Origin of the sequence: Rhizobium sp. C104 (assembly GCF_022354505.1) — a bacterium.
Classification (GTDB): Bacteria; Pseudomonadota; Alphaproteobacteria; order Rhizobiales; family Rhizobiaceae; genus Rhizobium; species Rhizobium redzepovicii.
Window position 1 is genome coordinate 394,588 of record NZ_CP092352.1, and the last position, 23,959, is coordinate 418,546.

Consider the following 23,959-nt stretch of genomic DNA (forward strand, 5'->3'; position numbering starts at 1 on the left):
CCTTCCGGGAGATGCCGCCACACTATCTGCCCAATCCTTCGCGGCGACGAACGAGGGATTGAAGGACTGCCGCCAGAACGATGATTGCCGCTGTGGCGAGCAACTGCATGGCTGGGGTGATATTGTTGAGCTGAAGAATATTGGCGAGGGCGCCAAGCATGATCGTGCCGGCGATCGTTCCGACCATGGAACCCGACCCGCCAAACAGGCTGGTTCCGCCAATGACGACAGCCGCGATGGCCGTCAATTCATAACCGGTGCCATCATTGGCGCTTCCGAAATTGAATTGCCCGGCATGGACGATGCCGGCCAGCGCGGATGCAAAACCGGTGATGGCGTAAACGGCGATCTTGATTGCCGAGACCGGAACACCGGAGATGCGAGCGGCGCGCTCGTTGCCGCCAACGGCATAGACGTAACGGCCGAACCTCGTCGAGTTCAGCACCAGCGTTGCGATACAGGCAAAGATCAGGAAGACGATCGTGGCCACAGGAACGACGTTGCCGAACAATCGACCGCCGAGAACCGCAAAGATGGGAGGCGCCAGCCCGGGGCCATCGCCATAGGAAATATTGATGTACTGATTGCCCGAAACTACGAGCGCCAGCCCGCGAGCTGCCTGTAAACCGGCAAGAGTGACGATAAATGCTTCAAGCCGAAACTTGCTTGAGATCGCTCCCTGGATCAAGCCGAAACAGGTGCCCATCAGCAGCACCGCCAGCACCGTTGTAATCAGCCCAAAGCCGCCCGAGACCATCAATGTTGCTGTGACGACGCTCGCAAGACCAAGGGTCGCCCCAACCGAGAGATCGATCCCGGCGGTTATGATCACGAAGGTCATCCCGATCGCGATGATGCCGGTCTCGGACACCGCACGGACGATGTTGGCGATATTGTCGGGTTGAATGAACAGGATGACCCCATGCCGACGCGGCGAGAAGATGATGCCGCCGGCAAAGACCAGCACAAGGCCGATCAGGCTTTGGAAGCGGACGATGACCGCAAGCGGATCGATGCGCTTTGCGGGTTGAATCGGAGAACTCGACGTAATTTGTTGTTCGGACATCATCCCTCCCTCCCGTTGGCGGCGGCCAGAACGTCGTGTTCGCTCACCCCGCCGGAAAATTCGGCAACGCTGCAGCCATTGCGCAGAACCACTATTCGATCGCATAGGCCGATCAGCTCGGGCATCTCGCTTGAAGCGACAAGGATGCCCAATCCATCCGAGGCAAATTTGCGCAAGCGAGCGTAAATCTCCCCCTTGGCTCCGACGTCCACACCGCGGGTCGGCTCGTCGAGAAGCAACAGGCTCGGATTGCCCAGCACTTCCTTGGCAAGCACGACCTTCTGCTGGTTGCCACCGGACAGGGCACCCACTGCGATCTCCGGATTCTTGGGACGGATGTCGAAATTCCCGAACGAGCTCTTGATCGCATCATCCTGTCGACGTGCAGACAACAAGCCGTTTGGGGAAATTCGGCGAATGATCGACATGACGAGATTGAGGCCAACGGACATACGCAGCATCAGTCCGGCGCCGCGCCGGTCGTCGGTGACGAATGCGAGACCAGCCCTGCGCGCGGCGGCGATGGATCGAAGCCTTGCCGGTTTGCCGCCAATGGTAACCTCACCCTGCCACCTGCCCGGCACGCCTGTCCCGTAAAGAGCGCTCAGAAGCTCGGTTCGCCCTGCACCCATCACGCCGGCCAAGCCGACAATTTCACCGCGGTGAACATCGAGGTCGATCTTTGATGGCGCCTGCCACCCGGGTGACGCACGGTGCGGCCGGAAGGAGGCCTGACGCATCCTCAGCAACACGTCTCCGACGCGATCCGATCGAGGCGGGTAAAGTTCGTTCAACGGACGACCGACAAGAAGCTGCACCAGTTGGGCTTGCGGCGCGTTCGGCTCGGTAACGCCGGCGACCTTGCCGTCGCGCATCACTGTCACGCGATGGGCAATCTGCGGCACTTCCTCGAGGCGATGCGAAATATAGACGATACCGACGCCTGACGATGCGAGCCCGCGCATAATATCGAACAATCGATCGACTTCGCCGACCGTCAATGCCGCTGTCGGCTCATCCATGATCAGAGCGCGGGATGCATAGGACAGCGCCTTGACAATGGCGACGACCTGGCGCTGGCCGATAGACAGCTCGCCGACAAGCTGGGAGGGATCGATCGATCGGTCGATTGCCTCCAGTCTTTTGCGCGCTTCGCGCAGCATCGCCTTCCCGTCGAGCATGCCATGTGGATGGACAAGCTCACGCCCAAGAAAGAGATTGGCCGCGACGCTCAAACTCGAGACGAGATCCAATTCCTGGAAAATCGTTGCAATTCCTGCCGCTTGTGCATCCCGCGGGCTGTGAAATCGGGCGGGTTTGCCATCGATGAAGATCTCTCCCTGGTCCGGCGTGTGCACGCCGGACATCAGGTTCATCAACGTCGATTTGCCCGCACCATTCTCTCCAAGCAGGGCATGGATTTCACCCACTTTAAGATCGAAGTCCACGCCACGCAGCGCTTGAACGCCGCCGAAATGCTTGGTGACCCCTTTCGCCGAAAGAACAACCCGGTTCATGCTGCTTCTCCACACGATTCACGCACCCGCAAAACCGGCGACAGTCGAACGGTCTCGCGCGGGCGGTGCTTGCTGCCGATCCGCGCAATCAGCAAGTCCGCCGCCTTCCTGCCGATCTCATCGCAAGGCTGGGCCATCAGCGTCAGGCGCGGTTCGAAGTAATCTGCCCATTCGAAATCATCGATTCCGAGCACTGAAATATCCGCGGGAACGCGTAGCCCCCGTTCCCGAATGGCTCTCATCGCGCCGATCATCGCAAGATTGTTTGAGGCAAGGATTGCTGTCGGTGGCTCCGTCAACTCCAGCAAGCGGTGTGTCGAAGCGGTGGCGTCAGCCGTGCTGCGGTTGCCATTGCTGATGAAGGCATGCGGGACCTCTATTCCCTTCTCCGCCATAGCCGCGCGGAAAGCCTCAGTGCGCTCGACGGTCGTTGAAAATCCCGGCTGGCCGAGGATAATCCCAACCCGTTGGTGATGGAGCGTGACGAGATGATCGACCAGCATGCGGATTGCCGCCGTGTTGTCGGTTCCGACCTGATCGAAACGATCATCGGAGAGCCTGTCGACGAGCACACAGGGAACATCGCATTCAAATAGATAGTCCAGCGACTTTTTAGGAGCGCCTGAAGCGGCAAGGATAATGCCGTCGACACGACGCTGATGCAGATGCCGGATGAGCTCCAGTTCCCGATCTGGATCGTCCTGTGTATCACATAGGAAGACGATCAAGCCTCGCTTGGAACACTCGGCTTCAATCGCGCAAATGATGTCGCTGAAGTAAGGGTTCGAAATCGCGGAAATGACCAGGCCGACCGTGCCCGTCGACGATAATTTGAGAGAGCGCGCAACTGCGTTCGGGATATATCCGATCTCGTCCACCGCCTCCATGACGAGCTTCGCCTTCTCGGGCGAAACGTAGCGCGTCTTGTTGAGAACATGGGAAACCGTGGAGACCGAAACTCCGGCCGCCTTTGCAACTTCGGAAATCGTCGTCATGAGCGCGCTCCGGCGTTTGCCGGCAGCACAACAACAAAGCGTCTCAAATTTTCCTCCCAGGCGGATTTCCAACCTTTAAACAGGCTCTCCAAGGATCCGCGAATATGATCACGCTAGCGCCGTCGAAACGTTTGCGCAATCGTTTTTTTGCGGATACGATCCAACTGGTGATCATCTCTTGGGAGGGAAATGACATGCTGAAAGGCGTCCCGCCGTTCGTCACGGCCGACTTGTTGTGGGTTATGGCCTCCATGGGTCATGGCGACGAACTGGCCATCGTCGATCGAAACTTCTCAGGCTTTCGGGTGGCGACCCAAACCACAAGCGGAAAGCTTCTCATCTTGGAGGGTGTCGATGCACCGACTGCAGTTCGCGGGATCCTTAAAATGATGCCCTTGGACACATTCGGCGACACGCCGCTGATGCATATGGAGGCCGTCGACGCGCCAGGCGAGTTGCTCGAAGTGCACAGGGAGGTCATCGCCGTTTGCAGTGAGGCAGAAGTGCGTTCGATCGCCAGCCAACCTGTCGAGAGGTTCGCTTACTATCCGATCGCCATGCGATCGTTTGCGATCATTCAGACGGCTGAATCGCGCCCCTATGGAAACTTCATCTTGAGGAAGGGCGTGCTCTGAGGCCGGATGGTGAGGCGTTCCTCGGGCGGCATGAAGGAACAGATCAGGCCTTAACGTAGACCCATGCTTTGGATCGCGACGCCAACACCGTTTCGATACGCTTGTAGTCGGAGACTTCGTAGCATCGGCTGCCGCCAGTTCTTCGGCAGTGATCCGGAAAACCGTGCCTGCGATCGAATCCGCCGGATCGTTGGACGGCACGACGAGAACATTATGAAAATCAGCGCCTGCAATCGCCTGAAAGGCAAGATTATCGAGGTGACCAAAGGCGCGACGACCGCCCATGTCCGCATTGACATCGGCAATGGCGTCATCGTCACGTCCTCGATCACTAACGAAGCCGTGGACGAACTCGGTCTCACCGTCGGTGGAAATGCCTATGCCGTCGTCAAGGCTTCCGACGTGATGGTCGCAGTCGACTGATCCGTTGGAACGGTCATCTAAAATCGCTTTAGAGAACGCTCGCGGCGACATAGATTGCGGCGAGCGCCTCGAACCCGGCTTGATCCTCGGCATTGAAACGATGAGGCGTGGGGCTGTCGAGATCGAGCACGCCGACAATTCCGCCGTCCTTGACCAGCGGGATCACCAGCTCCGATCGGGAAGCGGCGTCGCAGGCGATGTGTCCGGGAAATTCGTGGACATCCGGAACCAGCACGGAACGCGCTTCCGCAACCGCTGTACCGCAGACTCCCTTGCCGACGGCAATGCGCACACAAGCGACCCTGCCCTGGAACGGGCCGAGGACCAGCTCGTTTTCGGATCTCAGGAAATAGAAGCCCACCCAGTTCAGATCGGCAACGAGCTCGAAGACAAGCGCCGAGAGGTTTGCGGCATTGGCAACGGCGTCGCGTTCGCCTTCAAGAAGCCCTTGAAGCTGGCCTGCGAGTTCGCGATAGAAGGTGCGCTTGTCGCCCTGCCCTATGTTCTTCGTGGCGTACATCACAATTACCTCAGTGGCTGTTCGGGAGCTTCGGCGGCTATCCCTTTTTGCAAACACGCGCCGTTTCGCTTCCAACCTGAAAGTCTCCGGGCTGCGGCGGCGCGATCGGCTTGAACATGGTGCGATCGGGCTTGATGTCGAGGAGCGGCGTTCCAATACAGACCAGATTGATCCGGCCCTCTAAAGTGCATTCCTGATCGGAAACATGTCTTCGCCATAATGGTGCAGCCTCGTGTGGTGACGTCGGCATAACCACCGCACCCTTAAGGGCTCGTCGTATTGATCATGATGGGCATCGACCGCTTCGACCCCGCAGACCTCGCAGGTTTGCTTTTCCAGCTCGCCTGCCTTGATTGCTCGCTGCACGGCGAGGTGAGCATCATATTTGCCTGGATTGGCACGGCGCCAATTCGCTTGGCGGGTATCGGTTTTCAGCATCGCTGCCTCCTTACCTGTATCACGACCACGCGTGCCTGGCTCCGGGGCGAAAATCCCGACACCTGCGAATCGACCTTGGCTGGCGCAAGATTATCACAATGATGATCTGTTCGGACTGTAGCCGGCTGGACGAGTTGAAGCATGGCCTACGATCAGCGCAGTTTCGCCAAAGGCATAAGCGCAGCCTTCACTGTGGCAACGCCGGCTCAGCTTCCCACCACATGGGCGAGCTTTTCCGGATTCCGCACGAGATAGACCGCCGCAACCCGCCCCTCGGTATCGAGGTCGATGGCCATCACCGTGTCAAGGCCGACCTCGGAACTGATCAGCATACCGGCGCCGCCATTCACCTGGGCGGGTCCGAAACGCCATCCGCCATCCGGCTGCTTGCGGGCGATGTGCATGAGGAAGTTTGCGACTTCCATGGGGCCATGAAGAACCCTGAGCGCCGCGATCACCTTGCCGCCGCCGTCCGAGATCAACTCGATATCCTCGGCCAGTGCGGCGGCAAGAGCGTCGACGGAATCGCTTTGCACAGCAGCGCTGATCGCCATCAACAGCCGCTCCACGTCGGCAGGTCGCGCCGCAAAGCGTGGCCGCCCCTCCTTCACTGCCTGCCGGGCCCGCGAGGCGAGCTTACGGACAGCGGCGGGCGAGCGGTCGAGCGTCTCGCCCACCGTGTCGAAATCCATGCCGAACAGGTCATGCAGGAAGAAGGCCGCGCGTTCGAGCGGCGACAATGTCTCGAGCGTGCGCATGACGGCGAAGGAAATGTCGAGTTCGCGATCGCTCGGGCTCTCCGTCTCGACCACCGGTTCCGGCAGCCAGGGCCCGATATAGGTCTCCCGCCGCGCCTTAAGCTGCCTCAGCCGATCAAGCGCGGCATTGGTGACGACGCGGGCAAGCCACGCCTCGCGGTCGCGGACACCTTCGCTGGCAAGGAGCTTGATGGAGGCTTCCTGTACGACGTCCTCAGCGTCGCTCACCGAACCGAGATAGCGATATGCGAGCCGGACCAGCCGGCGGCGCAGCGCCTCCGGCATCGGCCCGACATCCCTCCCCATAGGCGCTCTCATGCGACCTCCCGAAACTCAGCCGGCAGCAGGTCGCAGCTCAGCGCCGCGCCGACGCCCCGCTTTAAGGTGGGGTAGAATTGGCCGGCGGCGACGGCTGAAGCAAGCCCCAGAGGCCTTTTTCCCCGAAGCGGCCGTCTCAATCATGTCAGCAAGGTCGAACGAGTTCGCGAGAACGGCTGTCGCATAGTCGGCGGCAAGCCGCATGTCGGCATCCGCCGAACCCGGCCGGGCGATCGAGGCGAGCTGCTGTGCGCTGACGCCGGCTTCCTCCGCCATGCGAACCACCAGCATGGCGCAGGGCCCACATCCGGCCGTGCGCGCCGCGATGAATTTCGCAGCATAATAAGGTGCAGCCGGCACGCCGAAACGCTCCTGCGTGAAGGGTGTGAGCAAGGCGAGCTTGGCGAATCCGCCCGGGCTCAACTCGGCGAGATCTTCCATATAGCCGACATCATAATCATAGCGCGCGCCGAATTTGCGCGCGGCATTCCGAAAGAGCCGCCTAAACATGGGAGGTCCTCCGCTTGAACACGGCAAGCGGCATCAAGGCCGGCACGACGATCAGCGTGATATCCCGCATCGCATGGGCTGGACCGGTTCCATGCAGCCCCATTTCGGCGAGATGCAGCAGCGCATGGCCGAGCAGGAAGACGCTGGCAACAGCCACCAGAGGCCGTGCAATCGCCGCATACCAGCTCGCCATGCCCAGCGCGCAGCCGGCGCTCAGAAAGCCAAGGCCGATATCTCGAAGGAAATGGGAATTGAACGGGCCAGTCTCCGTGACACCGGGTATGACGCTATACCAGAGCGCTGGTGCAGCCAGCATCAGCACCCCGTTGAAAAGCTGGAGGACGGAAAGGGCAAGAAGCAGCGGTCGCATTGAAATCTCCTTTCGCTCACAAGGACGAAGGGAGTGGAAAAATGTGACATGTCCGACGCCGGAAATTAGCCCTGCGCTCCTGCCGCAAGAGCGAGTTTTTACGGGTCACTCCACATCCAAGTGCCGACTTATAAACCACGTCAAACATTGAGCGCGTTGCGGTTCTCGGCTTGCTGCAACCGGCTCTTGTCTTGATCGAGGATAGTTCATATTGACTAGTGTGCCGGCCACTCAAAAAACGAGTTATCCATGGCTTTCATCTCTCGCCTGCGTTTGCTTGTTGCCCTCAGTGGTTGTCTTTTCCCAGCGGCCTCCCATGCGCAATCCTTTGATTGCGGCAAAGCGCAGTCCGCCATTGAAAAGGCGATTTGTGCCTCCCCTGCCTTGATTGCCCAGGACACCGCGTTGGCACCCTCCTATCGGCAGGCATTGGCGGATCTCAACGGCGACCCGACAAGGCTGAACGATCTACGCCAGCAGCAGCGCCGCTGGTTGGCGGACCGCAACAAATCCTGCGTAGACACCGATCCGGGCCGGCTGACGGCATGCCTGGCAACAAGCTATCAGACGCGCCTTGAGGCGCTTGTGGCAGCGGGCGCTTCTCCCAGCCGCAAGCCGCCAGAATCTGCCGTCGAGCTTGCACCATCAACAGCACCGACGACACAGCCGGCGGCGGCACAAGATACATCGGCGCCGGCGGCCGTCGCAGCGCCTCAACCCGCGCCCTTAAAAGCGCCGCCCCGGCTCGTGTCGCAGCCGCATTTGGCCCCGGATCAACTGCCTGCGGATCAGGATGGCAGCACCTTGCTGACCGTCGACACTTCAGGCCATATCACCATCCGCACGCAGAGCACTTCCGGTGTGGCGCTGCAGCTTGTCGACATGATCGCCGGCCCCGGCGACCGCATGGGCGCAGCCGGAGTCAGCGACGGCCGGATCGATGCCCTGCTCGACAAAGGCACCTACAAGGTCCGTGTGTTCGGTGCCAAGGGAGCCGCCGGCGACGTCAAGCTCACCGCGCAAGCCTATCAGGAGCTTGAACAGCCCGACGCCGCCTTGACCTCGCTCACCCCCATCCATGCCGATCTCAGCGATCTGCAGCAAAGATCCTATTGGATCGACATTCCCGATTCCGGGCGCGTCGATATCGAGGCGGTCGGACGCTCGCTGCAGGATCTGCGCTTGTGGCGGAACGGCACCGATATTGCCGATCTCTCGCCGAAAATGTCGATCTTCGAATTGAAGCCGGGCCTCCCCATGAGCCGGGGGACGCTGACGGGAACGGTCGAGGCCGGCCGCTATCTCGTGACGGCCTATGGCGGTCAGAAGCTTGTCTGGACTAGCGCGGACGCCGCAGAGCCATTCCATATTCGCACCGGCGCGCAGCTTTCGCTGGCCGGAGGGATAGCCGAAAATGTCATCGGACCCTTCGGCTCGATCCGTTTCGAGGCGCCGGCAGATCTCGATACCTTCCGTCTGGAGCTGCCGCAATCGGCGCCGGCGGTGCTCCGGGCCGGTCGGACTTCTCAAACGGCGACGGCTTTTCAGAGTGCCGTGATCGATAAGGCCAGCCGCGAACCGACAGCCACGCTTTCGCTTTCAACAGACGGCCAGCCGAGCATTGTCGAAGTCTCGGGCTATGAAGGCCAGCCTTTCCAGCTTCGGGGGCTTCGGTTCGGCACCGAGACCCAATTTAAAGGCTCAGTGGCCAATCTCATCAGTCTCGACATTGCCGGCGAAGGCGGCGATGAAATTCCGGCCACGGCCCTGCTGTTGCGCCAGGACCGTGGGGGCAAAGCCACGATCGTCGCGTCCGACCTGCCTCATCTCGGCCTGGGCCAGGCTTGGCGGCGGCGCTTCAATTTACGCGGGCCGACGTCGCTGCTGTTCGAGATGACGCAAGCTGGCCAGATCGCGGTCCGCACCTCAGGCGTTGCCCTGCATGCCGACATCAGCCCGGTTCTTGTCGGCAATGCTCCGCGCGTCGACGGCCGCAATCCTGATCGTTTCGATCTGGACGCCGGCTATTATCTGCTGCGCCTGCTGCCCGACAACAATGCTGTCGGCATCGTCGACCTCACCTTCGGCACGCCGGGCCTCGTCCCACCGGTCCAACCCGCAGCTCCCGCCCGCACCACCATTTCCTTTGGCATCCGGGAAGCCGAAAAGGCCACGCGCTACCAGATCATCACCAATGCCGCGCCCGGTCTGCTGACGGGACCTCGTGCCGTGGCCTTGCCCGCCGATCTGCAGTTGCGGCCACTGGCGCTCTGGCAGCCCGCCGATGCGGCGGCACAGCCGCAACCTCTGCCGGATCAGCCAATGTCCAATATGCCGGCGCCCGTGCCGCAGGCCAAAGGTGCTGCGAATGACGATGCGAACGCCCTGTCGCGGCCGGCATCACCCGCGGATCTGCAGATCGACGTCCACGTACCTCCAGGCGGGACCATCGCCGCCATCGACATGCACAATACATCGGTCGCATTTGCGACCAGCAACGAGCGCGTCGACACAAAAGGCCGGACCTTGACCCTGCGCTTCCCGGTTCCCTCCGCTGCCCGGTCGATCGTCGTCAGTTGGCAGCCTGATGCTGTCGCAGCGCGCCAGATTGCACCCCCGCCCCCCGCATCCCCATTGATTGCCGGCCAATCCCAGTTTCTCGATCTCGCCGAGAACGCGGAGAAATCCTACCGGCTCGAGGTGGCGGAAGGGGGCTTTACCGCATCGAAACCCTTGGCCGTTTGCAGACATCGCTGCGCCTTGGCACGTCATTCCTGCCGGGGCTGGGGGAAGCGTCGGACAATGGCGATGGCCACAATGCGCTGCTGCAAACCTATCTGCGCGCCGGAACCTATCAGGTCGGCCTCTCCGTGCAGAATTCCTCCGGCCATCTTGGCGTCGCCGTTACGCCGGCCTCGCTTCCGACGGCGGCAACCCTGGTCGCCGATGGCACCAGCCGAGGCATTCTCTCCGGCGGGCGCGGCGCCGTCGTGCCGATCGAGATAACACGTGCGGGATCTTATCAGCTTGATCTCTACTCCCTCGGCGAAGACCTTACTGCTCGCCTCGAGGATGCCGAGGGATGGCCGCTCACAGTGCCGGGGCCACTTTCCAGTCTCAGTCAGGATTTCACGGCGGGGCATTACCGCCTCGTGATCCTGCCGCGCGACGTCGACACGCGGTTTGTCGCACGGCTAAGACCCGTCATCGACGCGCCGCAGCTGCAGGGCCACGGACCGCATCCGCTGGCCTTCAATCAGAGCCAGGCATTTCAGTGGCGCGAGCCTCAGGGCAAGGGCGACGCGCGTGTTGCCGACGGCTGGACGTTTGATCTCTTGGCCGATGCGGATATCAGCATCGATCTGACCGAAGGCATGATCGGCACGCTGTTTCGTGACGACAAGGAGCAGATCGCCCGATTTGTCGCCGCGCCCCAATTCACCGGCAAATTGAAGGCCGGGCACTATCGCATCGACCTCACGAGCCTCGCCCATGATGACCGGCTGGATTACCAGGTTACCCTGAACACCAGGGATCTGCAGCCGGGCGAGGCGCGCTTCGTCAACCTGCCGGCCGAGCTTTCCTTCAATGTCGAGACGGACCGTGTCGTCAGCCTCGGCACTTTCGGCCGCACCGAAATCAAGGGCGTGCTGAAGGACGAACATGGCGCCGTCCTCGAACGCCTGACGGGGCGCAGCGATGATTGGAACATCGCGCTGTCCACCCGCCTGCCGGCCGGATCCTATACACTGGCGCTTGATCAGGCGGCAGCATCCGGCACGGCCGGCAGCCAAGCGGATGAAAATCCCGACGATCAAGAAGCCGACGGCGATGATCAGGGGGAAGGCGACGACCAGGCCGATCTCGGGGATATCGAGGTTCAGTTCGCCCTGCCGCAGGAGCAAGCGCAGCCGGCGCTTGCAGAGAGCGGCAGTGCCTCCGTCAACGGCGCCTCCGTCTTTATTTTCCCTCTGCCGGGTCCCTTGCCGGCCAATGTAAAGGATCGGCTCACGCTGGTCGCGGCGCAGTCCACCAGCGACCTGGTTCTCTCCGTCGAAAAACGAGATGCCGATGGCGGCTGGAAGCCGCAAACCCTTGCCCGTGGCCGCACACCCTTTATCGCTTGGCCCGCTTCCGAGGGGGATGCACAGTGGCGCGCATCGGTCTGGACCCTCGACGGTGGGGCAGCACCCATCAAGATCGCCGCGCGCAGCATCGTCGGCGATATGCGGGAGCCCGGCGATATCGCCTTGGAGCCCGTGGCCATCGATGGCCTCGATCTCTCTCTCAACGTTGCTCTCGCGCATGCGCCGTCGGCCGGCCTCATGGACCTCGGCGCCAGCGCCGATCTGCTTGCGGGCGCAAGTGCCGATCGTCCGCTCACGGCCGCCGCATCGGGACTTTTTGCTCCGCAATCGGATCGTTTATGGCTGGTCTCCCGTGGCGCCGGCCATGTGCGGGTGAGCCCCGCGCAACCCGATGCAGAGATCGCGCTGACGCTTTCGCCGGGAGATCAGGCGGTTATTCCAGCCATCCCTGCCTTGCCGGGTAAGGTTCGATTGTGGCGTGCGGATTCGGCCTTCGGCCAGCCGGGCCTCACGGCCGCACGCGGCATGGGTGTCGGCCTCAACAGCGCGGTCGCCCTCTCCGATAACCAGGATCTGCACATCTGGAACGCCGCAAGCGATGAAAGCCTGCAGATGCGGCTGAGGCCGATCGATGCGGCCGAACTCGAGGCGGTGCAGCTGAACGGCCCCTTGACGACAACCGTTCCAGCCTTCAGCGCGCAGCCGGTAAAGCTGGCGACTGGGGTGAAACGGCTGACGCTCGACCTGGCGCCCGGGATCGCCGTCGTCTCCGCCACCTCAGCCTCTCAGCTGTTGAACGTCTGGTCGGCCGCAGCTCCCCTGTCGCGCAGCATCGTGACGTCGACTGAGGAGATCTGGCTCGTCAATCTGACGGGTGATGCCGGCTCGGCGCGCGTCAGCCTGTCACCGGGACAAGCAATTGCGCTCGGCAACGATCAGATCAAGCGCCGGTTTTTCGGGACGGTCGGATCGGAAGAAATCGCGGTTGATGCCATGAAGGGAGATGTCCTGAACGTTTCCGGCGGCGCGGCGACGTTTATCGGGGCCGACGGTCGGGTCTTGCGCGGGGACAGTATTTCCGTCTCCGGACCCGGTCAGCTGATCGTCGATCACGGCGCCGGCCTCGTGGCGCTGTGGCTGGAACGTGGCGGCCAGTCGCCCTGGCCGAAGCCCGAACCAAAATCGATGACGCTGCCGCAGAGCGTAAAGCTCGAGGGTGAAGCCATGGCTTTCCGTCTTAACCCGGCCCAGCCGATGGTGCTCGACGTCAGCACCGACGCACCTGTCATTGTCGGCCTGGAGCAGGATGGTCACCGCGACATGCAACTCTTTCCGACGGGAGCGGAGTTCCACCGCTATCTTGCAGCAGGTGAGGCGGTCCTGACACTCTATTCCACGCATGAAGGCCCCTTGTCGGGCAGCCTGGACATGACGGCGACACCGGTCGTGCCGGTCAATGACGGCATCGGAGCCCCGGTCGTGCTTGCACCGGGCGCGACCGCCCTGTTCGGCTTCGAGGTTAGGAATAGCGGCAATATCGGCGTCGGCCTGCGTTCCGATCCTGACCTTGCCATCGGCCGGCTACTGGATGCCAAGGGCCAGGCGCTCGGCGAAGGCGTCAATCAGCTCAAGCAACTTGCGGCAGGCTATTACCTCCTGGAAGCACGCGCACCGGCCAACGCGCCGACACTCATCGTCAGGCCTTCGGTGGTTGGATTGTCGCCACCGCCGGCGGGCCCGCCGCCCGAAATTATCAATGATTATCTGCAGCGTGCCGGTCTGAAGCCCATGGGATCGAAGTGAAACCAATGAAAAAGATCGCATTTCTCATTGCCCTCGCCCTTGCGTCTTCAACGCTGATCTCAAGCGGTCACGCGCAGCAAGGCGCTCCCTCGCCGGCACTGGATGTTCTGCAGCGCGCCGACGGCGTCAAAATCGTGCCGGAGAGGTTTTTGCGCGCCTATGATCCCGTGACGATTTTCTTTGCCACGGATACCGGCCCCGCAACCGGCGGCGCGGAAGATTCGCCCGAGCGTTTGGTGACGATGGAACCGGCTGGTTCAGGTGCCTGGCAGTGGCTCGGCCCGCGCGCTCTGCAATTCAGGCCCGCCGACAAGTGGCAGCCCCTTGCCCGCGTCAAGGTCAAGATGCTGGATCATGACAAGGGCGCCGGCGGTGAGACGGAACTGATACCGCTGCTGCCGGTGCCGGTATCGACGGCTCCGGCTGCAACCGATGATCCCGTCAGCGAGCTTGACCAGATCACCTTGACCTTTGCCGAACCCGTCGATGTCGCGGCGCTGAGCCGGCTGCTGTCGATCGAGCTGCGTCCGGCGCCCGGCATTGGCGACGAAGGCGGTCTGATGTTGGGGGCGCAAGATTTCGATATCCAGCCGCTAGAACGCAACAGCCGCGGCGATCAGCAATCCTACGTGGTGAAGTTGCATCAGAGCGTACCTGATGGCCGCGTCGCCATCCTGCGGCTAAAGCTTGCCGACACGCCGGATTTCAGCGATCAGACCTTTGAATTGCGCGTGCGCACCGCCGTGCCCTTCACCATGACCAGTTCCGATTGCGGGCGGGGCTTCGACGCCACTACGAGCGATGGCATCATGCGCTGCACCTCCAACGCGACCGTCAGCGATTACAGCGCCGCGGTCGATGATGACGGCAACGCCGCCGACAATGCCGATGCAGCGCCGGCCGCTCGCCAGGGTCGCGGCATGATCTTCCGGTTTTCGAGCAATCCGGTGGTTGGGGAACAGTTCTCGGTCCGGGACGCCTTGCGCATTTCTCCGCCGGTGGACGATCTGACGGCGGAAGCAAGCGATGGGCGTCTCTATGTCAATGGCCGCTTTCTCACCGACAAGGTCTACACGCTCGATGTCGCTGCCGGCGCCTTGACGGATGACCGCGGCAGACCGCTGGCTGACGGCTTCGGCCAGAAATTCGCCTTCGCGCCGGAACAGTCTTCGCTCATCTGGGATGCGTCGCAGGGTGTGGTCGAGCGTTTTGGCCCACAACTCGTGCCGTTGCGCGGGCGCGGTTATGACAGGGCCGATGTGCGCATCCACGCGATCGATCCGCTGTCGCGCGATTTTTGGCCTTTCCCGCAATCCGGCCTCGATACGGATGATGACGAAGCACCGCCTCTGCCCGGCAAGGAGCCGCAGAAATGGGCCGACAACGACGAGATTTCAGCCGATGCGATCCAGGCGCGCGTCAAGGCCCTGGGTTCGCCCGCCATATCCCAGTTCGTCGACCTGCCGATTCACAAGGGCGGCGTCGACACCAAATTCGGCCTGGACCTGAAATCGCTTTTTGCCCGGATTGCCGGTGCCGACCAGCCCGGCAGCTATCTCGTCGGCCTGCGCGCGGTGGACAGCCAAACCCGGCATTGGCTTCGCGTACAGGTCACCGACCTGACCTTGAGCGCGGTGGAGGAGCCGGACCGGGTCCGCTTTGCCGTCACCTCGCTTGCCAGCGGCAAGCCGATGGATGGGGCGCAGATTCGCCTCGACGGTTTGCGCGACGGCAAATTCGTCACGCTTGCGGCAGGAACGACAGACGCGCAGGGCTTCTTTTCCTGGGAGCTGCAGAAGCGCGCCGACGCGAAGATCCGGCGCGTCATCGTGACGAAGGGGCTGGATACTCTGGTCGTCGATCCCGATCATGCCCCGGCCCAATATGCTGAAGACAACTGGACCAAACCCTCCGCCGCCTGGCTGGATTGGACCACCAATCCCGCGGAAAGCCGCACCGAGCAGAGCCGCACCCTCTGCCACGTCTTCACCGAGCGGCCGATCTATCGCCCGGAGGAGCCGGTGCATATCAAGGGATATGTCCGAAGCTACCTCGGAGGCCACCTGACGCTGCCGGCGCAAGGCGGCCAGATCGTCATCACCGGCCCCGATCAGCAGGAGTGGCGCGTACCGGTGCGGCTGGACGCGTTCGGCGGCTTTTATCACAAATTCGACTCGGAGACGCCGGCGACCGGCGATTACGAAGTTCACTTCGAGCCGGGCGACACCGCGCAGGCTACGGACCAGACTCAACCGGCGCAGACCTCCGGTGAGGACGAGAACGCCGACGGTCCGAGCGACGGCAATACCGATGAGGCGCAGCCAGGCGACAGCCAGGCCGATACTGCCGAGACCGCCGAGAGCGACGGCAGTCAAAGCAGCGCGGCCGACAACAGGGTCCAATGCGGCAGCATCTCCTTCAAGAAGGAGGCTTATCGCCTGCCGACTTTCGAAGTGGTCCTCAACAATCCGCAGACCGTGCCTCTCGATTCCTCCTTCAACGTGGACCTGGTCGCGCGCTATTTCGCCGGCGGCCTGCTGGCGGATCGTCCCATTCGCTGGCGCGCCGTGCAGTATCCCTACAATTGGACGCCGCCTGGCCACGAAGGCTTCCTTTTTCGACGGATTCCCGGTACTCCGGCGGCAACGAGTTCAAATCCTCGCCCGCGCTGGAACGAGACGGCAGCACCGACGCCGGCGGCGCCTCGCGCATCAGCTTCGACACGACGATCGAGCCGACGGCGCAACCCCGCCGCTACATGGTCGAGGCGACCGTCACCGGCGACGACGATCTGCAGGTGCGCAGCATTACTACCGTCTATGCCGTCCCGCCTTTCGTGCTTGGCCTGAAGGTGCCGCGCTACGTGCCGACGCCCGGCGCCATCGAGCCTGAGATCCTGGCTGTCGACGGCAATGGCGATCCCGTCGCCGGGCTGGAGATGACGGCGCGGCTGATCCATCGCAACTGGACGTCGACGCTGCAGGCGAGCGACTTCAGCCAGGGTTCGGCGAAGTACGTCACGCAGGTCATGGACGAGACCGTTCTGGAGCGCAAGATTACCAGCACCAGCGATATCCAGACCCTGGCGCTCGAGGCAAAGGATGCGGGCGTCTACGTCATTCAACTCGAGGCCAGCGACCGGATCGGCCGCCGACAGCAGGTGAGCGTCGACTTCTTCGTCGGCGGCACCACGCCGGTCACCTGGGCACAGCCGCCCGCTCGCACCGCGGTCGTGACCACGGACAAGGACAGCTACATCCCCGGAGAAACCGCCAATCTGCTGATCCAATCGCCCTTCCAGACAGCCCGTGCGCTGGCCGTCGTCGAAGAGCCCGAGGGAACGTTCCGTTATGATTGGGTCGATATCGCCGATGGATACGGCCATTATGCTGTGCCGGTCCGCAAGGAGTATACGCCTGAAATTCCCGTGCACTTCCTCATCATGCGCGGCCGGCTGGAGACCAGCATCCCCTCGCCGAACGCGCCCTTCGACCAGGGCAAGCCTGTCACGATCGCCGCGACGAAGACGGTGACGGTAAAACCGGTGAAGAACATCGTCGCCGTTGCCTTGGATTACCCGAAGAAGGCCCGCCCCGGCGATGAAGTGGAGGTCACGCTGCATCTCGCCGACGATACCGGTCAGCCGATCGCGGGCGAGGCCACCTTCTGGATGATCGACCAGGCCGTGCTGTCGCTGGCAACGGAACAGCCGCTGGATCCGCTGCCGAATTTTATCGTCAAGCGCCAATCCACCATGGCGCTGCGCGACACCCGCAACATGGCCTTCGGCATCATTCCTCTGGACGAGGTGCCGGGTGGCGACGAGCGGGAGGAATGGGGCACGGACAACAATATCTCCGTCCGCAAGAATTTCACGCCGGTGCCGATCTATCTTCCCGACGTCAAGGTCGGCGCCGACGGCATTGCCAAGATCAAGGTGAAGCTTCCGGAACTCGCTGACCGTCTTCAAGCTGCGTGCCAAGGCCGTCAGCGGTCCTGACCGCTTCGGCTACGGCACCGGCGAAATGCTGATCCGACAGGAAATCGTCGCTCAACCCGCCCTGCCTCGCTTCCTGCGTTTTGGCGACCAATTCGAGGCCGGCATCATTGCCCGTGTCGTTGAGGGTGGCGCCGGCGCCGGCGCTGCATCCATTGCTTCCGACGGATTGACGCTGGAGGGCAGCAAGGATCTTTCCTTTGCCTGGGAAGAGAACAAGCCGGCTCATATCGGCATTCTCGCCCAGGTGCCCGAGCCAAAGCCCGGCAAGGACGACGTGCGGCTGCGTTTCGGGGTCGAGCGCCTGGCCGACCACGCCAGCGACGCCGTGGAAATCACGCTGCCGTTGAAACCAGACCGCATCCCGACCAAACATTACCAGATCGTCGAAATCCCGGCGGGCGGCTCGAAAACGCTGCCCGCAACTGAGGGAGATGTGCGCCCCGGATCGTTCCAGCGTGCGATGACGCTGACCTCCGATCCGACATTGGTGAAGCTCGTTGCCGGCCTCAACACTTTGGTGGAATCTCCCTACGGCTCCACCGAGCAGCGGATATCGCTGGCCTCCTCCGGCGTCGCGTTCAAGAGTTTCGCTCCCATCCTGGCAGCGGCGAAGCTTGAAAAGCGCATAGACGGCGATGTGCACAACACCGTGCTGATAATCGGCCAGGCGGTCGATGCCGACGGCCTTGTCGGCTTCTGGCCGCACAGCAAGGGCAATGTCTCGCTGACGGCCTGGGCCTATTCTTTCCTGGTCGCGGCCGGCAAAGCGGGCGAACCCACCGACAAGGCTTTGACGGATCGTCTTGCGAGCGTGCTGAAACTGTCGCTACGCTCGGATTATCCGCATCTGCTCAGTGGTGACGAGGTTCGCGAACGGGTCGAGGCTCTGACGGCGCTGGCCGAAGGCGGCGGGCTCGACCCCGCCTATATGGCCGAACTCGCCCGTTCGGCTGCCTTGATGCCGAATGTCAGCGTTGCCAGAATGACGGCGGCCGCAGCTGGTGCGCCCGATGCCGACCAACGTCTTGTCGGTGGTCTCGCCGACACGATGTGGTCGCGCGTGCGCATCCTCTCTCGCAATGGCCAGCTGGTTTATGACGGCCAGGCTGAGGATGGAGGCAGCCCGATCATCCTGCCTTCGGAAGCCCGCAGCCTTGCCGAAATGGTGCGCGCGGCGGCTCTGACCTCTGAAACGGATCCGCGTTATCCCGCCTTGACAAACGCCTTGCTGCAGCTCGGCGACAGCGATGGCTGGGGCTCGACCAATGCGACGTCGGCTGCGATCCGTGCGCTTGCGGTCGCCTGGCAGAGGCCGACGACGCCCTTGCCGCTGACGCTGACCCAGAGCGGCAATGTTCAAAATCTGGCGCTCGACGCCAATGACCCTGTTTTGCGACAGGTCACTCTGGATCCGAGCGCCGTTACCATCCAAAATACGGGAACGGCGCCCGCCCTCGCGCTGGTGGAGACCTCCTATCTCTCTGCTGAAGCCGGCTATAGCGCGCAAGCTGAGAGCCGGGGGTTTGCCCTGACCCGCACGCTCTACCGCGTCCCCGCCGGCAATGCGCCGCTGGAGAAACTGATCCCCGATGCCAAAGGTGCTATCCAGCTCAAGGTGGGCGATGTGTCAGAGGAAAGGGTCGAACTGGTCGTGTCCGAAGATCGGACCCATGTGGCGCTTACCCTGCCGCTGGCCGCGGGGCTGGATCCTCTCAACCCCAACATCGCCACCGCCCCGGCCGAGGCTACACCGGCAATCGCGCCGAGCCTGCCGACCGATTGGGTGTCCTACGGGGACGATCAGGTGTTTTGCGCGTCCGAGAGGCTTCCGAAGGGCAACTACACCTTCGCCTACCGGACGCGCGCCTTGATCCCCGGTTCGTATACACAGCCGCAGGCCTTCGCCGAAACCATGTACCAGAAGGGCGTGCAGGGAACGAGCGCTGCCGTGCAAATCGTCGTGGCCAAGTAGTCCACGCAGCCAGGGAAGATATCAGGCGAGGAGCCAGCCAGCCGAGCAATGACACTCTTGGGACGCCGCCGATCGAAGCTCGTTCTTTTCTCCTCGCTGGTTCTTGCAGCGGGCGCCTTGGTCTATGCCTATCTCATCCATCAGCGTGCGCAGCTGATCGCGCCGGCACCGACGCCGATCCTCTATGATCGCAGCGGCGCTTTCCTCGCGCAGATCGGCCATGCCGACGGCGCCGGCGGGCGCATCGATTACGGCTATTGGCCGCTGGAGCAATTGCCGGATCGCGTTGTGAAGGCCACGCTTGCCCTCGAAGACAGGCGGTTCTACGACCATATCGGCGTCGATCCCTATGCCATCGGCCGCGCGGCCTGGCAAAATTTCGGTGCCGTCAAGCGCCGCTCGGGCGCCTCGACCATTGCGATGCAAGTGGCGCGGATGCAGCAGCCGGAATCGCGCACCTTCGTGCACAAGATGCTCGAGGCCGGCACCGGCGTCTTGCTGACCCTGCGTTACGGGCGCGACGCCACACTGGCGCAATATTTGCGGCTGGCGCCTTACGGCAATGGCAGCCACGGCATCGCCCATGCGGCGCGCCTCTATTTCGACAAGCCGGTGGCGGATTTGTCCTGGGCCGAGATCGCGCTGCTGTCAGCCATCCCGCAATCGCCGACCCGGATGAACCCGCTGCGGCCGGAGGGCTTGCGCCGGGCCGTTCAGCGCGGTCATCCTCGACGCGCTGGCAAAACAGAAGATCATTCAAGCTGACGAGGCGGAGATCGCCCACCGCCAGCTCGATGACATGCGGATGCCCGCCCTGCCCCGCCGCCCGGACGCCCTGCACCTGATATTGCGCTATCACGATCTCATCGAGAACGGCGAGATAGCGCCTGCCTCCGCGGTTGCGCCGCTGATCCACACGACGATCGACCTTGGCCTGCAGGCCGACGTGACCGCTCTCGCGCGAGACTATCTCGATGGCTGGCGCTCTGCGGGCGCGCAGCAAGTCGGGGTCATGGTGGTGTCGCGGCAAACCGGCGAGGTCCTCGCCCAGGTCGGTTCGAGCAATTATTACGGCAGGCATGCCGGCGCCTTCGACTATACGCGGACGCAGCGTTCGCCGGGCTCGACACTCAAACCTTTCATTTATGCGCTGGGGTTCGAGCGCGGCGTGCTGAAGCCGACCGACATGCTGCTCGATCTGCCGGAAGGCGCCTCAGGCATCGGCGACGCGGACCGCGAATTCCTCGGGCCCATGTTGCCCCGCCAGGCGCTGGCGAATTCGCGCAATGTGCCCGCGACCAATCTGCTGCGTAGCATCGGTCTTGAGACGACGTTCCGCTTCTTGCGCGATCTCGGTCTGCACGACCTCGAAACCCCGGCCGACTATTTCGGTCTGTCGATGGCGATCGGCTCATTGCCCACACGCCTGGACAGGCTGATGCGGGCCTATGGGGCGCTCGCCAACGACGGCCAATTGCAGGATCTGCGCTGGGCGCGCGAACAGCCGCAGCCGCAGCCCGTGCGGGTCATTTCGCTCGATACGGCCCGGTTGATTACATCATTCCTGTCTGATCCGCAGGCGCGGCTGCCAAGCTTCCACCGCTACGGGACGCTGGAATATCCATTCCCGGTCGCCATCAAGACCGGCACCTCGCAAGGTTACCGGGATGCCTGGGCCGTGGCCTATTCGGAAAAGGTCATCGTCGGCGTCTGGATCGGGAGGGGCGATGACGGCACCATGAGCCGGATGACCGGCGCCGGCACTGCCGCCCGACTTGTGCACGCCGTTATCGACCGGGTCCACGGCAACAAGCCTGGAGACATCGCCGATGCGCGTTTTCCGACGCCGCCGGACCGCAAACCGATGGAGGTATGCGTCGTCAACGGGCAGACGAATGACAATAGCTGCAGCCAGACGCTGGTGGAATGGCTGAAGCCCGATGAGATGCCGAAGGCGGCTGCGCTATCGCTTCGTTCGGACGCCAGCCTCAACCCTTTGCCGATCAGTGCAACAGCGGGGCGGAGCCAGAGCTATTCGCTCGCCAGTACCGACGCGTCCGATCCCAAGATCCATCTTGCCATCTCGACGCCGGCGCGCAATAGCCAGATCTGGCGCAATCCGGAACAGCCGGCTTCATTAGACCGGCTGCCTCTGAAGGCCGATGTCCACCCGCATGTGCCGCAAATCGTCTGGTATGTCGACGGCCAGCCCTTCGCCGTCACCGACCCCGACCGACCCGTCTTTTGGCCGATCCAGAGCGGTGAGCACCGCTTCCAAATCCGCCTGCCCTACCGCGACGAAACCTCCGCGATGGTACCGGTCTATGTGCAATGACAGCTTTCGACTGCGGAAAGCCTAGCCCACCGCATCAACGTGCGAGCGTTAGCCAATCGCCGATCGTTGTCCCAGAACGCCGCATGAAACGTGTCGCCGGGATGGCCGGGCGCTCCGTTGCTATGGTCTTTCTGACTTCACGCGGGCTGAGCCCGAATTCATGGCTGAACGCGCGCGTAAAATTAGCTGCAACGTCGAAGCCGGCGGCCTCGGCAATCTCCGAGATCGGCCTGTTGTCGGACGGGTTGGTTAGATCCGCATAGGCCTGTAGCAATCGACGTTTGCGAATGTAGTTGAAGACGCCCCCGCTCGTTTCGAACAATTGGTAGAGCCGCGTCCGCGAGATGCCCAACGCCCGGCACATGACGTCAGGCGTCAAGCTGTCTGAATGAAGATTGAGGTGAATATAACGATGCGCCCGCTCCATCAGCCCCGTATTGGTCTGTTCCTGACCGCGGTCCAAACTTGCGGACGATGCAGCGCATGCAACGACCATATCGCCGATCGTCCTGATGATCCGCGGCGCCTCCTCCACCGTCAAATTGCTGAGGTTCGCTTCCAGGCCGTCGATATAGCTGACGAGCAATTCGGCGAGGCTACCGGAGAGGGCGATGTTGTGGGCGTTCTGCAGAAGAGGCGCATCACGGGTCAGTAGTTCATAGGGTAGGAAGACGAGCACGGCGGCTGAATCGGTCATCCGCCCGCGGTACGGGTAACCAAGAGACCTGAAAAATATCTCGCCCGGGCCGGTCTCCGTGACATGGCGATTGGCCTCGGTCCAGGCCCGGCCGCTGCGAAGTACGCCGACATTCCAGTGATCGATTGGGCTCGACCGCAGCATGGCCTGATCGCGAATATAGCTGCATGCCTGCACGCGCTGCTGGACGATGAGGATATCGCCGAGATGCCAGCCGGTCTGTTCCGCGAGAAAACCGTCGTCCTCAGATTGTCCGTTCTGCAGGTGAACATCCACAAGCGGCGCCATATGTGATCGCCAGGACTGGAATTGTTCTTTCGGCGGCAGGTCTCGCGTCGAAAACCGCAACGGCACCAATGCAGGCGGAACGTCCACCCGATGTTCTTTCTGCGGGGACGGTTCGCGCGGCCAGCGCCGCCGCTCCAGGTGGGCCGGCCATTCCTTCCCAGCAGCGGGGTCATCCCCAGACTCCGTAACCATCGAATTTCTCCAGCGCATAAGCCGGCTGAAACGTCCGCGCAGCCCATCCGACAAACCGAATCGACTGAAGTCCTACGTGCATAAGCTACTTATCATATTCCTATACGAGCAGAAATGGACGGACCGATAATTTTCGGGATGCGGCGATAACGACAATTGCGTCCTGTTCCGGTATTTAAATGAGCACGGGCTAGTTCCGAAGGACGGTTGGAAAGCCCAAATACTCACTTGCCAGTGCAATGCAGTTTCAAAGCACTCTCAACGTGATCGACACTAAATCACAACAAAATATGCAAGCAGAGGAGGATAGGTCGTGAACTATCGGGGCAATATTCGTGCGCGCTTTGCGCGAGCAATGGCTTACGACAGCAATTCCTATTCGCATAACTGTCAGGCGCCAGGAAAAACTCCTATCGCCAATCGTGCGGGTTTCCTCTGCTCACCTTCTTGCGAGACGCTCCTGAGGCCGGACATCGGCAAATAAGGAGGCGAAGGGGTTGCGCGCAGGCTGAGGCCGTCTGTGTCGATGCGTAATAAGGCCGAGGCTTGCACGCAACCCTTACCCTATCCACCCGTTGGCGAATTTTGTGACGCTGCCCATTGGCAGAATGGAGGCTAAGATGACGACCGCATGTGATGAGAAACAAATCGAATTGAAGCCGATTTCGAGCTGCAGACGAGAGGTCGAAGTCGCAATGGTGGAGATGCTCGTCAGTTTGCAGAAACACGGATGGTCGGCTGCGGAATTGGCATTGGAGCTCGCAGATGCCTCCGAAGATCTCGTCATGCTGATCGCGACCAAAAAACTTCGACCGAATTAGAAAAACGATCGCGTGGAATTATTCTGTTTTTGTCTTGATGAGGTGGCAGCATTGTCAGGCGCGGCGCAGTGATTTCCAATCACGTCAGTCGCCGCGCCTGAGATCGCTTGACCATTCCCTGCGCCAATCGACACGATGCCAGGCCTATGCCGGCGGCATTTGGTCCAGAGCCGAACTGTTTCTGCTGCAGGCTTGCGACCATCACTTGTCTAA

Annotated in this window: 18 protein-coding genes and 3 pseudogenes; 10 read left to right on the forward strand and 11 right to left on the reverse strand. The window is 62.1% G+C overall.

The window, feature by feature from the left end; genetic code table 11:
- Nucleotides 1-22 precede the first annotated feature (22 nt).
- Genes MF410_RS29950 through MF410_RS29960 form a run of 3 tightly spaced genes read right to left on the reverse strand, consistent with a single transcriptional unit; the run spans nt 23 to nt 3,578 of the window.
- Nucleotides 23-1,066, reverse strand: coding sequence for an ABC transporter permease (locus MF410_RS29950; RefSeq protein ID WP_239621026.1), 1,044 nt, complete (start codon nt 1,064-1,066; stop codon nt 23-25).
- Nucleotides 1,066-2,583, reverse strand: coding sequence for a sugar ABC transporter ATP-binding protein (locus MF410_RS29955; protein WP_097629441.1), 1,518 nt, complete (start codon nt 2,581-2,583; stop codon nt 1,066-1,068). Before MF410_RS29955 ends, MF410_RS29950 begins: the two co-directional genes overlap by 1 nt.
- A complete protein-coding gene (locus MF410_RS29960; protein ID WP_097629442.1) occupies nt 2,580-3,578 on the reverse strand; it encodes a LacI family DNA-binding transcriptional regulator in 999 nt (332 codons plus the stop codon). The genes MF410_RS29955 and MF410_RS29960 overlap by 4 nt, the downstream gene beginning before the upstream one ends.
- Before the next feature lie 194 nt (nt 3,579-3,772).
- Between MF410_RS29960 and MF410_RS29965 the strand changes: the two genes are divergently transcribed.
- The gene (locus MF410_RS29965) at nt 3,773-4,213 is read left to right on the forward strand and encodes an RbsD/FucU domain-containing protein (RefSeq protein WP_097629458.1); all 441 of its coding nucleotides are present in this window, start codon (nt 3,773-3,775) and stop codon (nt 4,211-4,213) included.
- A gap of 43 nt (nt 4,214-4,256) precedes the next feature.
- Here the strand turns inward: MF410_RS29965 and MF410_RS29970 are convergent.
- Nucleotides 4,257-4,429, reverse strand: a pseudogene (locus MF410_RS29970) (gamma-glutamylcyclotransferase); the annotation flags it as partial.
- Here MF410_RS29970 and MF410_RS29975 point away from each other — a divergent pair.
- The gene (locus tag MF410_RS29975; protein ID WP_097629443.1) at nt 4,427-4,636 is read left to right on the forward strand and encodes a molybdopterin-binding protein; all 210 of its coding nucleotides are present in this window, start codon (nt 4,427-4,429) and stop codon (nt 4,634-4,636) included. The pseudogene MF410_RS29970 and the gene MF410_RS29975 overlap by 3 nt on opposite strands.
- Before the next feature lie 28 nt (nt 4,637-4,664).
- Here MF410_RS29975 and MF410_RS29980 read toward each other — a convergent pair whose 3' ends face one another.
- From MF410_RS29980 to MF410_RS30005, 6 genes and pseudogenes are all read right to left on the reverse strand, one after another.
- Nucleotides 4,665-5,156: a GAF domain-containing protein gene (locus MF410_RS29980; RefSeq protein ID WP_097629444.1), complete on the reverse strand. Its 492-nt coding sequence runs from the start codon at nt 5,154-5,156 to the stop codon at nt 4,665-4,667.
- Between the two features lie 37 nt (nt 5,157-5,193).
- Nucleotides 5,194-5,322 (reverse strand): annotated as a pseudogene (locus MF410_RS29985) (tRNA (N6-threonylcarbamoyladenosine(37)-N6)-methyltransferase TrmO); the annotation flags it as partial.
- A 14-nt stretch (nt 5,323-5,336) separates the two neighbouring features.
- Nucleotides 5,337-5,594 (reverse strand): hypothetical protein, encoded by a 258-nt coding sequence (locus MF410_RS29990; protein ID WP_097629445.1) that lies wholly within the window; start codon nt 5,592-5,594, stop codon nt 5,337-5,339.
- Between the two features lie 206 nt (nt 5,595-5,800).
- Complete coding sequence (gene sigJ / locus MF410_RS29995) at nt 5,801-6,670, reverse strand: RNA polymerase sigma factor SigJ (RefSeq protein WP_206099922.1); 870 nt, start codon at nt 6,668-6,670, stop codon at nt 5,801-5,803.
- 15 nt (nt 6,671-6,685) lie between these two features.
- The gene (locus MF410_RS30000) at nt 6,686-7,180 is read right to left on the reverse strand and encodes a hypothetical protein (RefSeq protein ID WP_097629447.1); all 495 of its coding nucleotides are present in this window, start codon (nt 7,178-7,180) and stop codon (nt 6,686-6,688) included.
- Entirely contained in the window at nt 7,173-7,550 is a 378-nt protein-coding gene (locus MF410_RS30005; protein WP_097629448.1) for a hypothetical protein, read from the reverse strand. The genes MF410_RS30000 and MF410_RS30005 overlap by 8 nt, the downstream gene beginning before the upstream one ends.
- 249 nt (nt 7,551-7,799) lie before the next feature.
- On the opposite strand from MF410_RS30005, the pseudogene MF410_RS30010 reads away from it, so the two are divergent.
- The 7 genes and pseudogenes from MF410_RS30010 to MF410_RS30030 all read left to right on the forward strand — a co-directional run.
- A pseudogene (locus MF410_RS30010) lies at nt 7,800-8,123 on the forward strand (lysozyme inhibitor LprI family protein); the annotation flags it as partial.
- Nucleotides 8,124-10,291: 2,168 nt separating this feature from the next.
- Nucleotides 10,292-13,441 (forward strand): hypothetical protein, encoded by a 3,150-nt coding sequence (locus MF410_RS30015; protein ID WP_239621020.1) that lies wholly within the window; start codon nt 10,292-10,294, stop codon nt 13,439-13,441.
- 5 nt (nt 13,442-13,446) lie between these two features.
- Nucleotides 13,447-16,290, forward strand: coding sequence for an MG2 domain-containing protein (locus MF410_RS36835; protein ID WP_345774737.1), 2,844 nt, complete (start codon nt 13,447-13,449; stop codon nt 16,288-16,290).
- Complete coding sequence (locus MF410_RS36840) at nt 16,200-17,441, forward strand: hypothetical protein (RefSeq protein WP_345774738.1); 1,242 nt, start codon at nt 16,200-16,202, stop codon at nt 17,439-17,441. The genes MF410_RS36835 and MF410_RS36840 overlap by 91 nt, the downstream gene beginning before the upstream one ends.
- A 25-nt stretch (nt 17,442-17,466) precedes the next feature.
- Nucleotides 17,467-19,413 carry a hypothetical protein gene (locus MF410_RS36845; protein WP_345774739.1) on the forward strand — a complete coding sequence of 649 codons (1,947 nt, stop codon included), beginning with the start codon at nt 17,467-17,469 and terminating at the stop codon, nt 19,411-19,413.
- A 48-nt stretch (nt 19,414-19,461) separates the two neighbouring features.
- Nucleotides 19,462-20,178: a biosynthetic peptidoglycan transglycosylase gene (locus MF410_RS30025; RefSeq protein WP_239620734.1), complete on the forward strand. Its 717-nt coding sequence runs from the start codon at nt 19,462-19,464 to the stop codon at nt 20,176-20,178.
- Nucleotides 20,179-20,218: 40 nt separating this feature from the next.
- The gene (locus MF410_RS30030) at nt 20,219-21,748 is read left to right on the forward strand and encodes a penicillin-binding transpeptidase domain-containing protein (RefSeq protein ID WP_239620735.1); all 1,530 of its coding nucleotides are present in this window, start codon (nt 20,219-20,221) and stop codon (nt 21,746-21,748) included.
- A 34-nt stretch (nt 21,749-21,782) separates the two neighbouring features.
- Here MF410_RS30030 and MF410_RS30035 read toward each other — a convergent pair whose 3' ends face one another.
- Nucleotides 21,783-22,925: an AraC family transcriptional regulator gene (locus MF410_RS30035; RefSeq protein ID WP_097629451.1), complete on the reverse strand. Its 1,143-nt coding sequence runs from the start codon at nt 22,923-22,925 to the stop codon at nt 21,783-21,785.
- Between the two features lie 620 nt (nt 22,926-23,545).
- On the opposite strand from MF410_RS30035, the gene MF410_RS30040 reads away from it, so the two are divergent.
- Nucleotides 23,546-23,746, forward strand: coding sequence for a hypothetical protein (locus MF410_RS30040; RefSeq protein ID WP_003591985.1), 201 nt, complete (start codon nt 23,546-23,548; stop codon nt 23,744-23,746).
- Nucleotides 23,747-23,959: the final 213 nt, after the last annotated feature.